The sequence below is a fragment of the Collimonas pratensis genome (assembly GCF_001584185.1).
GTDB lineage: Bacteria > Pseudomonadota > Gammaproteobacteria > Burkholderiales > Burkholderiaceae_D > Collimonas > Collimonas pratensis.
On the sequence record NZ_CP013234.1, the window covers coordinates 5,676,124 to 5,690,644 of the forward strand.

General features: G+C 58.2%; 9 protein-coding genes. 4 read left to right on the plus strand and 5 right to left on the minus strand.

Annotated elements, in window-relative coordinates; all coding sequences use genetic code 11:
• Positions 1-43 precede the first annotated feature (43 nt).
• Together ahpC and putA are read right to left on the minus strand one after the other, a co-directional pair.
• Positions 44-607: an alkyl hydroperoxide reductase subunit C gene (ahpC, locus tag CPter91_RS25240; RefSeq protein WP_061945578.1), complete on the minus strand. Its 564-nt coding sequence runs from the start codon at positions 605-607 to the stop codon at positions 44-46.
• Between the two features lie 429 nt (positions 608-1,036).
• Positions 1,037-4,768 carry a trifunctional transcriptional regulator/proline dehydrogenase/L-glutamate gamma-semialdehyde dehydrogenase gene (gene putA, locus CPter91_RS25245; protein WP_061945580.1) on the minus strand — a complete coding sequence of 1,244 codons (3,732 nt, stop codon included), beginning with the start codon at positions 4,766-4,768 and terminating at the stop codon, positions 1,037-1,039.
• A 311-nt stretch (positions 4,769-5,079) separates the two neighbouring features.
• On the opposite strand from putA, the gene CPter91_RS25250 reads away from it, so the two are divergent.
• Positions 5,080-5,538 (plus strand): Lrp/AsnC ligand binding domain-containing protein, encoded by a 459-nt coding sequence (locus tag CPter91_RS25250; protein WP_061945582.1) that lies wholly within the window; start codon positions 5,080-5,082, stop codon positions 5,536-5,538.
• Between the two features lie 158 nt (positions 5,539-5,696).
• The gene (locus tag CPter91_RS25255) at positions 5,697-5,963 is read left to right on the plus strand and encodes a hypothetical protein (RefSeq protein ID WP_061946648.1); all 267 of its coding nucleotides are present in this window, start codon (positions 5,697-5,699) and stop codon (positions 5,961-5,963) included.
• Positions 5,964-5,987: 24 nt separating this feature from the next.
• Here CPter91_RS25255 and CPter91_RS25260 read toward each other — a convergent pair whose 3' ends face one another.
• Complete coding sequence (locus CPter91_RS25260) at positions 5,988-8,045, minus strand: DUF7024 domain-containing protein (RefSeq protein ID WP_150119813.1); 2,058 nt, start codon at positions 8,043-8,045, stop codon at positions 5,988-5,990.
• 212 nt (positions 8,046-8,257) lie between these two features.
• Entirely contained in the window at positions 8,258-9,268 is a 1,011-nt protein-coding gene (locus CPter91_RS25265; RefSeq protein WP_061943658.1) for an IS110 family RNA-guided transposase, read from the minus strand.
• Positions 9,269-9,662: 394 nt separating this feature from the next.
• On the opposite strand from CPter91_RS25265, the gene CPter91_RS25270 reads away from it, so the two are divergent.
• Complete coding sequence (locus CPter91_RS25270) at positions 9,663-11,384, plus strand: alkaline phosphatase family protein (RefSeq protein ID WP_061945587.1); 1,722 nt, start codon at positions 9,663-9,665, stop codon at positions 11,382-11,384.
• An 18-nt stretch (positions 11,385-11,402) separates the two neighbouring features.
• On the opposite strand, the gene gntR is transcribed toward CPter91_RS25270, so the two are convergent.
• On the minus strand, positions 11,403-12,437 hold the full coding sequence (gene gntR / locus CPter91_RS25275) for an HTH-type transcriptional regulator GntR (protein WP_061945589.1): 1,035 nt from the start codon (positions 12,435-12,437) through the stop codon (positions 11,403-11,405).
• Positions 12,438-12,817: 380 nt separating this feature from the next.
• On the opposite strand from gntR, the gene gntK reads away from it, so the two are divergent.
• Complete coding sequence (gene gntK / locus CPter91_RS25280) at positions 12,818-14,386, plus strand: gluconokinase (RefSeq protein WP_061945591.1); 1,569 nt, start codon at positions 12,818-12,820, stop codon at positions 14,384-14,386.
• Positions 14,387-14,521: the final 135 nt, after the last annotated feature.

Sequence of the window (14,521 nt, forward strand, 5' to 3'; positions counted from 1 at the left end):
CGGCCCTTGAACCAGGCTCGGACCGTAAAGCACTAGCGGGGGATTAGATCTTGCCGACCAGGTCCAGCGATGGTGTCAGGGTTGCTTCGCCTTCTTTCCACTTGGCTGGGCAAACTTCACCTGGGTGCGATGCCACGTATTGTGCTGCTTTAACTTTGCGCAGCAGTTCGGAAGCGTCGCGGCCGATGCCGTTGTCGTGAATTTCGTACAGCTTGATCAGGCCTTGCGGATTGATCAGGAAAGTGCCGCGCAGCGCCAGGCCTTCTTCTTCAATCAGCACTTCAAAGTTGCGCGACAGCGCAGTAGTTGGGTCGCCGATCAGCGGGTATTGGACTTTCTTGATTGCGTCCGAAGTGTCGTGCCAGGCTTTGTGAGCGAAATGGGTATCGGTCGAGATACCGTAGATTTCCACGCCCAGCTTCTGGAATTCAGCGTAGGTGTTGGCCAGGTCTTCCAGTTCTGTCGGGCAGACGAAAGTGAAGTCAGCTGGGTAGAAAACGAATACCGACCACTTCCCCTTCAGGGTTTCCTGGGTAACCGGCACGAACTTGCCGTTATGGAACGCAGTTGCGGAGAATGGCTTAATGTGGGTATTGATCAAAGACATAGAATTTCCTTACTAAGGCTGGGTTGGAGAAGTCTAAACAGCAACAATAAATGAGATTGGGGAATTTGTATAATTGATTTATTTTTCAATTTCGATTTGAGAAAACTATCGATAGCAGAAAAATTCATCTTTTATACGTTCTCAGGGACGCTGGCATAACGAAGTTGCCAGCATGCATGGGGCCGCAGGTTTTTGCTGCAGCGCATTCCCCAATTAAATGATAACAGGCCTTCGCTTTGGCGATATTTTGCAGCTCGGCTGGCGCGTCGCAGCATTCGGCAAGCACAGAGGACGGACATGCGTCAGCGTGTCGGGCCGCGGCGCAGCGGCAGGAGCGAACGCTAAAACGGGGGGATCCAACAAAAAAAGCTGGCTGAACCAAGGCTCAGCCAGCTTTTCATTGCACAGGGAAAATGTGCATTACCTCATTCAAGCCTGCAAGGTCATCAGGCTGGCGTTGCCGCCGGCGGCAGTGGTGTTGACGCATACCGCGCGCTCCGCCAGCAGGCGCCACAGCGGGATCGAGACGTACTCGGAGGTTTCCAGCAGCGGCACCAGCGCGCCCGACTTCTCGCTCAAGGCCGTCAGCATAGGACGCAGGCGCCCGGTGCCGGCGCCATCCACCAGCGCCAGCTGCAAACGGGCGGTATTGCTGTCGGCGTCGAGTTTGTCGATCATTCGGATGGCAGCGCGTACTGCTTTTGGCAAGCCTTCCGGAATCATCGCTGCTGCTGCCGCTTCCACTACCGGGAAATTTCCGGTGGCAAAGACCGCCGCCAGCTGATTCAGCATGGCGCCGACATTGTCGGCGCTGCACAGGATGGCGCCGCGCGGGGCAAACGACAGGCTGTTGCGTTCGCCGGTCGGGCCAGGCAGCACCAGCGAAGTGCCGAGCCAGCTGGCGTGCATGTATTCCTCGCCCAGCGCGGCAATCCGTTGATGGCCGTGGGTCTTGGCCCAGCCCAGCAAGGCTTGCAGGACCGGCGTATCGATCGCTGCGTCGGCGTTCGGCGCATGAATCGTGTGCGCGCCCAGCGACACCAGCGGATTGCGCTGCAGCCGCTTCAGGTACAAAGGGCCGCCGGCTTTCGGTCCGGTGCCGGATTTTCCTTCGCCGCCAAACGGTTGCACGCCGACCACGGCGCCGACGATATTGCGGTTGACGTAGATATTGCCGACGTGCGCATGGCCGACGATGTAATCGATGGTCTCATCGATGCGCGAATGGATCCCCAAGGTCAGGCCATAGCCGCTGCCGTTGATCGCTTCGATCAGCTGCGGCAGCTCATTGCGGGCATAGCGCAAGACGTGCAGGACCGGCCCGAACACTTCCCGCTTCAGTTCCGACATCGAGCCGATCTCGATCAGGGTCGGCGCCACGAAAGTGCCGTTGGCCTGTTCCGGCGGCAGCGGCAGCTGGAAGAAATTCTTGGCCGTGCCGCGCATTCTTTCTATATGCGCCAGCAGCTGGCCCTGGGCGTCGGCATCGATCACCGGGCCGATATCGGTCACCAGGCGGTCCGGACTGCCGACCCGCAATTCCTGCATCGCGCCCTTCAGCATGTGCAAGGTGCGGTCGGCGATGTCGTTTTGCAGGCACAGCACGCGCAAGGCCGAGCAGCGCTGGCCGGCGCTGTCGAAGGCGGAATTCAGCACGTCTTGCACCACTTGCTCCGGCAAGGCGCTGGAGTCCATGATCAAGGCATTCTGGCCGCCGGTTTCGGCGATCAGCGGCAGGTCGACCGACTCTTCCAGCGAGCGCTTGGCGAGCGTGCGGTTGATGATCTGCGCTACTTCGGTTGAACCGGTGAAGATCACACCCTTGACGCGCGGATCGGCGGTCAGCGTGGCGCCGACGGTGTCGCCCTGGCCCGGCAGGAATTGCAGGGCCGCGTGCGGCACGCCCGCTTCATGCATGAGTTGCACGGCGCGCGCGGCGATCAGCGGCGTCTGCTCGGCCGGCTTGGCCAGCACCACATTGCCGGCGGCCAGCGCGGCGCTGACTTCGCCGACAAAAATCGCCAGCGGAAAATTCCACGGGCTGATGCAGACCACCGGACCTAGCGCCAGCGCATTTTGGGTATGGCGGATTTGCGCCGCGTAGTAGCGCAGGAAATCGACCGCTTCGCGCACTTCGGCGATGGCGTTTGGCAGCGATTTTCCGGCTTCGCGGATCGCCAGCGCAATCAATTCCATCTGGTTTTCTTCAAACAGGGCCGCCGAGCGGTCCAGCTTGTCGGCGCGTTCCGCCGGCGGCAGGGTTTGCCAGTCCATGGCGTAGACGCTGGCGGCATGCAGGGCTTTGTCGACATCGGCCACGCTGGCTTCGATCACGCTGCCGACCACATCGCGATGGTCGGCCGGGTTCAGCACTGGACGCGGGGCCTGGCTGTAGGCTTGCAGCTCGCCCAGCAGTGGCGTGGCATGCCATTGCTGCTGACCGAAAACCTGGAAAGCGCTGTCGATCTGGCGCAGCACTTCTTCATTGCTGAGGTCGAGGCCGGCCGAATTCTTGCGTTCGGCGCCGAACATGGCCGGTGGCAGCGAAATCTGCGGATGCGGCTCGCCACCCAGCTGCTGTGCGGCTTGCAGAGGATCGGCAATCAGCGAATCGATAGAGACATTCTCGTCCACAATCTGGTTGACGAAGGATGAGTTGGCGCCGTTTTCCAGCAAGCGCCGCACCAGGTAAGCCAGCAAGGTCTGGTGCGAGCCGACCGGTGCGTAGATACGGCAAGGCTTGTCCAGCATGTCTTTGCCGACCACCTGGTCGTACAAGGTTTCGCCCATGCCGTGCAGGCACTGGAATTCGTAATCGGTGACGTTCTTTTCTTTTGCCCAGCTATAAATGGTGGCCAGGGTATGGGCGTTATGCGTCGCAAACTGGGGATAGATGACGTCGGTTGCCGCCAGCAGTTTTTGCGCGCAGGTCAGGTAGGACACGTCGGTGTAAACCTTGCGGGTGTAGACCGGGAAGCCCGGCAAGCCGTCCACTTGGGCGCGCTTGATTTCGGAATCCCAATAAGCGCCCTTGACCAGCCGCACCATGAATTTGCGGCCGCTGCGGTGCGCCAGGTCGACCAGGTAGTCGATCACGAAAGGGCAGCGCTTTTGGTAGCCCTGCACCACGAAGCCGATGCCGTCGAAACCGGCCAGGTCGGGATCGAAAGCCAGCGCTTCCATCAAGTCCAGCGACAGTTCCAGACGATCCGCCTCTTCTGCATCGATGTTCAGGCCGATGTCGTATTGTTTGGCCAGCACCAGCAGCTGCTTCAGGCGCGGCAGCAGTTCCTGCATGGTGCGCTGGCGCTGGGCGCGCGAATAGCGCGGATGCAGCGCCGACAATTTCACTGAAATGCCCGGGCCCTGTTTGATGCCGCGTCCGGCTGACGCCTTGCCGATGGCGTGGATCGCATCTTCATACGAACGATAATAGGCCGCGGCATCTTCTTCCGTCAGCGCGGCTTCGCCCAGCATGTCGTACGAGTAGCGGTAGCCGCGCTTTTCATTGTCGCGGCTGTTGCCGAGCGCTTCGGCGATGGTCTGGCCGGTGACGAACTGGTTGCCCAGCATACGCATGGCGACATCCACGCCCTTGCGGATCAGCGGCTCGCCGCCGCGGCCGATCAGCTTGGTCAGCGCCGAGCCGAGACCGCGTTCGCTGTTGGTGCTGACCAGCTTGCCGGTGATCAGCAGGCCCCAGGTCGCGGCATTGACGAACAGCGATGGCGATTCGCCCAGGTGGCTGCGCCAGTCGCCCTTGCTGATCTTGTCGGCGATCAGGCGGTCGGCGGTCTGGTGGTCGGGAATGCGCAACAACGCTTCCGCCAGGCACATCAGGGCGACACCCTCTTCCGACGACAGCGAGAATTCATGCATCAAGGCATCGACGCCGGAGGCGCGCGTGCGCTTTTCGCGCACCGCCTGCACCAGCTTGCGCGCCAGCGTCTGGCTGGCGGCATGCGAGCTGGCGCTGGTTTGCACCTGGGACAGCAGCCATTGCACGGCCAGCGTCTCGTCGCGCCGATAGGCGGCGGTGATGGCGGCGCGCAGCGGCGTGGCGTCGGCCATCATTTCGGCGTGGAAGGCAGCGAAGGCAATGCTGGGAATGGCGGAAGGGGTAGTGCTGGACGGCTGGGATGACGGCTGTAGCGGCGGCATGGCGGTTGTCTCTGTAAGGGTATTTGTTTTGTCAACTTGCTATGTTTTCAAACAAGCTGCGAACAAGCCGGTACGCTACGGCAATGACAAGATCTCCCGCGGCTATGGCGGCGGGTAATCCTGTATCTCAGCCTTGCGTCCGGTTTGCCGGCAAGCATTGTTCCGAATGACTCTGTTAGCCTTCCAGGAAAGCTAAGTTGTTCGATTGTAGGCGGCATCGGCATGGATTAATTCTGGTAATAATGGCTGCTATCAAAATTTTGTTATTGGTGAGAAAATTTAACCGAATAAAATTTTTCGGAAGATAGTGCATGCTTGACAAGATCAGTAAGAAAATCCTGGCCGAACTGCAGAACGATGGCCGCATCAGCAATGTCGACCTGTCGTCCCGCGTCAACCTGTCTCCCGCCGCCTGCCTGGAACGTGTACGCAAGTTGCAGGAAGCCGGCTACATCTTGCACTACACCGCTCAGCTCAATCCGCAGTTGCTGGACGTCGCCTTGCTGGTCTTTATTGAAGTGGTGCTGGACCGCACCACACCGGAAGTGTTCGAGGCTTTCAGCCAAAGCGTGCAGATCATCCCCGAAGTACTGGAATGCCACATGGTGGCCGGCGGTTTCGATTACCTGGTCAAGGCGCGCGTCAAGGACATGAACGCCTACCGCGAATTCCTCGGCAAATCGCTGCTGCAGCTCAAGGGCGTGCGCGAGACGCACACCTATGCAGTGATGGAAGAGGTCAAGCACACCACCAAGCTGCCGATACGTTGACATGTCGGACAAGACTGCCAGATCTGTCCGGACTGCCTGCGGATAGACAGACGCTGCGCCATGATGGAAAATCCCCTGAATCGTCACTACGGAAAATACCCATGAACCGACTGATATCAGCAGCGGTATGTTTCGCCGCGCTGCAAGGATGCACTGCCATGAATGAACCGCTTGCGCCGCCGCCGGCTGAATCTCACGTTGAATCTCACGCGGCCAACTCCGGCGCAGGTTGCGCGGCCGACAAACAAGACGACAATGCGCTAGTCGGCAAGAGCGAACAGGAAGCCACGGCCTTGCTGTCCGGCTGTGTCTGGCGTATCGGCGAGCGCGACGGCGAACAGTTTGCCGGCACCATGGATTACAACGAAGCGCGGCGTACGTTGGGGATTGCTGCCGGCAAGGTGACGTGGGTGCGGCGCGGTTAAGAAAATCCTGGCTGAACTTGCCGGTTAATCGGCTTTGGGAAGCAGTTTCAACGATACCAGGCCCAAGCCCAGATTGCGGCTGTCCGCGCTGAGTCCTAGTGACGCAGGTGAGGCCGGCTTTTCCATCTCAAACGCGATCTTGAGCAAGCCTTGGTCCTGCGCCCGCAGCTCGCCAGGGATCATCAGCTTTCTCACGCTGTCGCCGGCATCGACGGGATATTGATATGTAAAGGTATCCAGCTTGCGGCCGTTGACCGATACCGCAATATTCAATGCCGGATGTGCAGGCGTCAGAAATGCGCGAGAAGTAAATTCAAGCGCCAAGGCTTGACCGTCCGCCGCCGGCGCTCGCATGATCAGTGTCGCGGTCTGCGCATCCGACCACCTGCCCCAACTTTCCGCCGCCGACCAGCCGTCCAGGACGAATTTATCGCCTGCGCCATCCTTTGCAAATGCAGCCGTTTCCCCACTCTGATAATTGGCTATCTCGGCGTGATAATCGATGGCGTCCGCCGCCAGCCATTTGTTCCTGCCGATATCGTATTGGCAAACGCCTTGCAGATGGTGATTCTTGACGTAATTTCCGACGCGATAAACATACATCGGCCTTTCCTCAAATATCCAATCCGATGGATTGAAAGTCGCAAAGCCGTTCAGCGCCGGAATGCCGAAAGCATCCGCCAGCAGCATCGCCTGGACATTCTGGCCGTACACGCTGGTGATGAAGTCATTGGCTTTCGGCAGCGGATTATGGACAAAGAAAGACTGGCAATCCTTGGGAACCGAGGCAGCATTGTCCACCCGCGACATATGTTTTTTCACATCCAGGCCGACTTCCTTTTGCGTATTGATCTGTCCCAGGCAGGTCAGCGTCAAGAGCACAAGAATCGGTATCCTGGCTTTCTGAAATAATTGCCACAGGCTGGAAAAATAAACAGCGATCAGCACCGAGACGGGGAAAGCCAGGAAAATATAGAACCTGGCAATGACACGCAAACCGCGGCCGCCCGGGATCAACGAGCGCACGAAGAACCACAGCGAATGGCCGGAAAACGAGAGCGGCAGCAGCATGGCAAGCAAGGTGGCGCAGGCGAGCACCTTGAACCACAGCGGACTGGCCTGCGTTTTTTTCAAGATCAGCACAAAGATGATGAATGCCGACAGGATGAAAACATCTGGTGTGAATCCGACCTGGAATTCGCCCGGCCGCCACATTCCCGGGAAGCGATTGTCGAAAAATTCAAAGACGCGTCCCCACAGCAGGCTGCCCCTGCCGAAATTGAGCATGTCGACAAAATGCAGGCTGTAAAAAATCTGACTGTCATAACCCTGGCCGCCGGTTTCCTTCAGCTTCGGCAAGTAGACATACAGGAAGGGAGCGACTGCCAGCAGGAAAACCAGCAGGATCAACGCCAGCTGGCATTTTGCAGACAGGGCAAGCTTGAAAAATTCCTTTACTTTCTGGAAGTCATGACAGGCATAGCAAGCGACATACGCGATGACGAACAAGCCGAAAAACCACGCCATGTAGAAGCCGGTGATCAGCACGGCGCCATACATGACGGAAAAGGCCGCGCCATACAGCAGCATGGCTTTCTTTTGACGCGCAAAAACGCTGCGCACCGTTTCCAGCAGAAGCAGCGCCAGCAAGGGTACAAAGCCGACGCTGAACAGCTGGCCGTGATAGGCGTGTATCGAGGAATTGATAAACAACGTGAACAAGGCGGCGCCCAGCAGCATCACGATATTCTTTTGCTGCAGGCGTCCCAGGAACATGGCCATGGAAACGAAGCCGATCGCCTTGACCGTCATGTGCACCAGCTCCTGCGCCACCAGCAGATCGAAGCCCAGCAAGCGGTACGGAATGCCGATCAGCCCATAGAGAAAATAGCCGTCGTTATAGCCGAGGACATCCTGGTAAGGATAGAAATACAGAGGCTGGTTCCAGATCTGGCTGGATTCGAAAACGTGATACCAGTGGGACACCAGGACGGCTTCAATCACGGCATCGTAGTCGCCGCCGAAGACCCAGGAAAAATTGCTGTGGATTTGCTGATAGAAGAAGATATAGATGGATAGCATGCCGGCCGCTATCAGGAGGAAGTAATAGCTGGTCTCTTGTACGGATTTTCTTTGGTTTTTTATCATTATCCAAATTCGGTTTTATTAACGGCTCGGCTGATCTGTTTTGGCAAGTCGAAATTCTGGAGCCTGGTGCGTTAGCGATCTTGCCATGAACGGCAATTGGCGGGGGCAGTATTTGGAGAGGAGCGCGGCGTCAATAATAAATAGGGTCAGATACCGTCTTGAATAGCAAGCCCGTTGGTTAAATAATTTGGATCGAAGGGCTTGCCGGTACGGATCACTCCGTAAATCAGATGTGTCATTTTGTGCATGACGGCCCCGATCACAGCTTTTTTCGCCATGCCGGTGGCCAATAGCCGTTCAGCAAAGCAACGTAGTAGCGGGTTGTGTCGACATGCTACCAAGCTAGGCATGTAAAGCGCCGCTCGCATCGACATGCTTCCTGCCCGGCTAATCATGGTTCGACCTTTGATGGAGGTGCCGGAGCTGCGTTGTTTCGGGGTTACGCCGAGAAATGCGGCAAATGCCTTGGCACTGTCAAATCTGCGGATATCGCCTAACTGACCCAGGATTCTTGCCACCGTGGTGGTGCCGATGCCCGGGATGCTTGTGATGAGCTCGGCGTCATGCTTGAGGCCGGGATGTCGATCAATGTGATCATCGATGTCGTCCTCCAACTTGTTGATCTCGGCGCTTAGCCAGGCGATGTGCTGCTTCACATGTTCGGCGACGTCGGTCATGCCGGTGAAGGTGTTGGCTTCAAGCCGATTTTCTTCCTGCTGGCGAATATCTTTTAAGGCTTGTACTCGCAGCGACCAGGCCCGCAGCTGGCGTTGCTCCAGCGGTGGCGGCGTCCAAGGTGCCGGCTTCATGGCGGCGCAATAGCGCGCAATGAGACCGGCATCGGCGGTGTCGTTCTTGTTGCGAATATTTTCACTATGGCCGAAGCCTTTGATGCAGGCCGGATTGACCACGCTAACGCTCACTCCCGCGTCATGCAGCGCCAATGCCACCGGCTCATAATAAATCCCAGTGGCCTCCATGCAGACATGCAGCGTTTCTTTAGCGACTTTCGCCTTGCTTAGCCACTCCAGGAGTGATTTGTATCCGTCGGCGGAATTCTCCACCACCTTGGCCTTGGTCTTGCCGTCGACCAGCAAGGCAATATCGAGCTTCTTCTTGCTCACATCGATACCAACAACTGCACATACCGTTTCCATTTTTGACCTTTCTCGTATGCGGGCTTACGCATCAGGCGATGGCCCAAGATACCGTTCGGACTTATAAAATGAAACAGGCAGAGGCGCCTATCTGACCCACGTGCTCAATGGCACTCAGTCTAATCGGCATCACTCTGCCCGGCCGCTTCTACATCCTTATTATCCGATGGCGACGCGGTAGGTTCAATATACGAGAGTCGAATTTTTCCAAGCGGATATTCGACTCTGGCCTTTTTTATTCCAAAAACACATCTGCAGCCAGCTGCACGCATCTTTTTAATACGCATTCAAAATATTACCGTACGTAATTGTCCAGTCATATATGAGGCATAAGCTTGACGTCGACATTCCTCATCCCAGTTTTTTTCACTATCCCACTATAGGAAAAATAACTATGCAAACCCCGAAAAAAATCGCCCTGGCGTTGATGCTGCCTTTCCTCGCAAGTGCAACCACGTTTAGCCATGCCGACGAGACGGATGCTAAAAAGCAGCCAGCCAAGCAGGTTCTGCTCATTTCAGTCGATGGCATGCACCAAGCTGATCTTGACTGGTTTGTTACCGCGTATCCGCAATCCACGCTCGCGCGCATGGTCCGTGAAGGCGTTAGCTATACCAACGCCAGAACCCCTTTCCCGTCAGATTCATTTCCAGGCATGGTCGGCCAACTCACAGGCGGCAATCCAAAAACCACGGGTATTTATTACGATGATGCCTACAGCCGAGGGTTGCTGCCTGCGGGGACAACCAGCTGCGCAGGAGCGAAACTGGGAGCGGAAGTTTATTATGCGGAAGTCAGCGCAAAGGACATGAACCGTTTGGACAGCGGCCAACAGATTCCCGGCTTGTATAGCGACTTTACAAAAATATCTCAGCTGACTGGCCATGCGCAAGATTTACTGGATCCAAAGACATTGCCGGTAGACCCAAAAACATGTTCACCGGTGTATCCGCATCAGTATCTCCAAGTGAATACGATTTTTGAAGTAGCGAAGCAGCATCATTTGCGTACAGCGTGGTCGGACAAGCATGCAGCATATGACATACTCAATGGCCCATCCGGCAAGGGAATCGATGACTTGTTCGCACCTGAAATCAACAGTTCAGTCACCGATCCGTCGACACCTGCAGGTCCCGGCGACGACTGGACCAAGGACAACGCCAATACCCAAAAATACGATGCCTTCAAAGTAAAGGCCGTCGTGAACTGGGCCAAGGGTTTCGATCACGCCGGCAATAACTCGCTGGGCGCACCCGCTATTTTCGGCATGAACTTCCAGGCTGTCTCCACCGCGCAGAAACTCAACAAATCAAACTACTACACCGATCCGCAAAACCCCAGCACCATCATGACCAACGGCCTGGGCGGTTACACCTTGAATGGCGCGGTGCCAGGACCAGTATTGCAGAGCGCATTGACTTTTGTGGACGACCAGCTCAAGACCATGGTGGGCGCGCTTGATCTCAGCAAAACGGTGGTGATTCTCTCCGCGAAACATGGCCAATCACCGCAAAACCGCACGGCGCTGACGATAATCAATGACGGCAACATGATTGACGCATTGAACTGCGCTTGGGAAAACAATAGTGCAAGCTGCAAAGATCCCGCCCAAACCCATCTGGTTGCCCATGCAATCGATGACGACGGCATTCTGATGTGGCTCACCGACCGCTCGACCAAGGCAACGCGCTTCGCAAAGAACTTCCTGCTTGCTTATGCGGGGACCGGCGTCGGCTCGGATGCTTTGGGCAACAGCATCTCCAAACCATTTACGCAAGCCGGCGTCACAAAAATCTATGCGGGCGAAGAGGCGGAAGATTTATTCGGCACCAGGCGTGGCGATGAACGCGTTCCCGATGTGGTCGGTATCGCGCAGCAAGGAGTCGTCTGGGCCGGCGGCAAGTTGTCCAAGATCGCCGAACACGGCGGCAACGCGCATCAGGATAGGCATGTGCCTATCGTAGTATGGGGTGCTGGCATCGCACACCAAGCGAATGACGATCATGTCGAGACTACACAGATTGCCCCGACAATCCTTTCATTGCTGGCACTCGATCCGAGGGAATTGCAAGCCGTACGGATTGAGCGCACCAAGGCTTTGCCGGATTTGCATTGACCGGCAATGCCCCCGGTTTCAGGTACTGGCGCGTATCGCCAGCTTGAAACCCAGATCGACACTGGTTTTTTCCACTGCTTCGCGCCGCAGCATCTTGATCAGCAACTGGGCGGCGGTAAAGCCGATCTCGTAGCGCGGCGTGATGATGGTGGTGATGCCGGGATTGGCAAAGGCCGACCAGGGCAAATCGTTGAAGCCGGCGATCGCCATCTGGCCGGGGACCGACAGGCCGCGGCGCTGGCATTCGAACAGCACGCCTAGCGCCAGGTCGTCGTTGCAGCAGAATATCGCATCGCATGCGGGAGTCTGCTGCAGGATCTGCCCCAGCATCTTGGTGCCGAGTTCTACTGTCGACGGCGCCGGCGTCAGGACTTCTATGTCGGTCGCCAGGCCGGCTTCGGCCAGTGCGCGGCGATAGCCGTGGCGTCGCTTCATCATGCGCGGATCGAGCTGGGCGCCGAGGAAACCGGGATGGCGGTAGCCGCGTTCGATCAGGTGGCGGGCAATGCTGTAGCCCGCTTCTTCATGCGAAAAACCGACCGTGACGTCGCTGCCTTCCGGGTCGATATCGAACATGCGTACCGCCGGCACGTTGTGCGTCGCCAGCTGTTCGCGCAGCGCATCCTGCTGCTCGATGCCGCTCAACAGGAAACCGTCCGGCGCATGCGCCAGGTAAGTGCTGATCAGCTGGCTTTCCTTGTCCGCCGAATAGCCGCTTTCGCCGATCAGGAATTTATAGCCGTGCTGGTTGAGGCTGTCGCGGATGCCGGTCAAGGTTTCCACGAAGACCGAGTTGCCGAGCGACGGCACGATCACGCCGATTACCTGCGATTTGGCCGAAGCCAGCGTGCTGGCCGCCTGGTTCGGCACGTAGCCAAGCTGCTTGATGGCGGCGCTGATCCGTTCGCGCGCTTCCAGCTGCACCAGGGCCGGCGTTTTCAATGCCCGCGATACTGTCATCGGACTGACGCGCGCCAGCCGCGCGACGTCCACGATAGTGACCCTGCCGCTGGCGCGGCTATGGCGTTGTTGTTTGATTTCCGGGCTGTTCATGGGTGATGGGAAGGTTAAGGTCTCTGTGCACTTGGCGTATCGCCAGTGGTTTTTGTTTATTGTCGGTAGCCTGCCTGCTTGATCTGCGTCGGGCGGCGGATCGTGTCAGCGGATTTTGTCCGCGAATCTTGTCCATTTAGCCAGCCCATCCAATGTTACACGCAAGCGGTACCGCGTTGTTATGGTTTCCTTGGAGTAAGGATACTAGCTGCGCGGCGCTCTTCCCTGGGAGTTACTTGAAGATACAATGTTAGCGCTAACATATGTTGTATCATCGCTGCCTTCGGCAAGTACGGCACAAGTACTACAATTGGGCAGTCGAGCCCGGCGTACGCCGGTTCCTGCCGTCTAGCCACTATCCATAGATCAAGAGGACGTTCATGCAGCAGCCAGAATACATGCTCGGCGTAGATATCGGCACCACCAGCACCAAGGCGGTGCTGTTTACCACCCAAGGGCAGATCGTGGCGCAGCATGCGGTGGAATATCCGCTGCTGTGCACGACGCCGGGCATGGCTGAGCAGGATCCCGAGCAGATCTATCAAGCCGTGCTGGCCGCGATCAGCACGGCCGTCAGCGCCGGCGGCGCCGAATTTGGCCAGATCGCTGGCCAGGTCGCGCTGGTGTCCTTCAGCGCCGCCATGCATAGCGTGATTGCAGTGGACCAGGACGGCAAGCTGCTCAGCAACAGCATCACCTGGGCCGACAACCGCGCCGGCGCCTGGGCCAACCGCATCCGCGACGAGCTGGACGGCCACCAGATCTATCTGCGCACCGGCACGCCTATCCATCCGATGTCGCCGCTGTGCAAGATCATGTGGCTGCGGCACGACCAGCCGGAGCTGTTCGCGCGTACTGCCCGCTTCGTCGGCATGAAGGAGTATGTGCTGTTCCGCCTGTTCGGCGCATGGCTGGTCGATCATTCGATCGCTTCTGCCACCGGCATGTTCAACCTGCAGCAGCTGGACTGGGACCAAGGCGCGCTGCGCATGCTCGGCATCAGCCCGGCACAATTGTCGACGCTGGTGCCGACCACCCATCACCTGAGCGGCCTGGCGCCTGCCGTGGCGCAGCAGCTGGGCCTGGCGCCGGCGACGCCGTTCGTGATCGGCGCCAATGACGGTGTCCTCTCCAACCTTGGCGTCAACGCCATCGCCCCCGGCCAGGTGGCGGTCACCATCGGCACTTCCGGCGCCATGCGGACCGTCATCGACAAGCCGCTGACCGATCCCGCCGGCCGCACCTTCTGTTATGCCCTCACCGCCAAGCATTGGGTGGTCGGCGGCCCCACCAACAATGGCGGCAGCATTTTCCACTGGGTACGCGAGGAGCTGGCGACGGCCGAGTCCGCCGCCGCCAAGAACGCCGGGCAGGATCCTTACGATGCCTTGACCAAGATTGCCGAGGGCGTGCGCGCCGGCGCCGAAGGGTTGCTGTTCCATCCTTACCTGGCAGGCGAGCGCGCGCCCTTGTGGAATGCCGATGCGCGCGGTTCTTATTTCGGCCTGGCGACCCACCACGGCAAGCCGCACATGATCCGCGCCGCGCTGGAGGGCGTGATTTTCAGCCTGTACAGCATTTTGCCGGCGGTGGAAGACCTGATCGGACCCACCACCCACATGATGGCGACCGGCGGCTTTGCCCGCTCGCCGCTATGGCGGCAGATGATGGCAGACATTTTCGAGCGTGAAGTAGTGGTGCCGGAAAGCGTCGAGTCCTCCTGCCTGGGCGCGGCCGTGCTCGGCCTGTATGCGCTGGGCAAAGTCGATTCGCTGGACGTCATCGGGAGTATGGTCGGGTCTACCCACCGGCATGTGCCGATTCCTGAGAACGTGGCGCTGTACCGCCGCTTGTGGCCGATCTATGCGGCCATGCCGAAACTGCTGGAACAGCAGTACCGGCAACTCTCGCAATTTCAGCGCGAGACGGCAATTGGCGGCCCCGTCTAGGCGACCCCGACTACGCGTCCAGGTCTAGGCGACCCCGACTACGCGTCCCAGTCATTCCCGCGAACGCGGGAATCCAAGTTGCTGAATATGGCAGTGAAAATGGATTCCCGCGTTCGCGGGAATGACGGGGCCGGG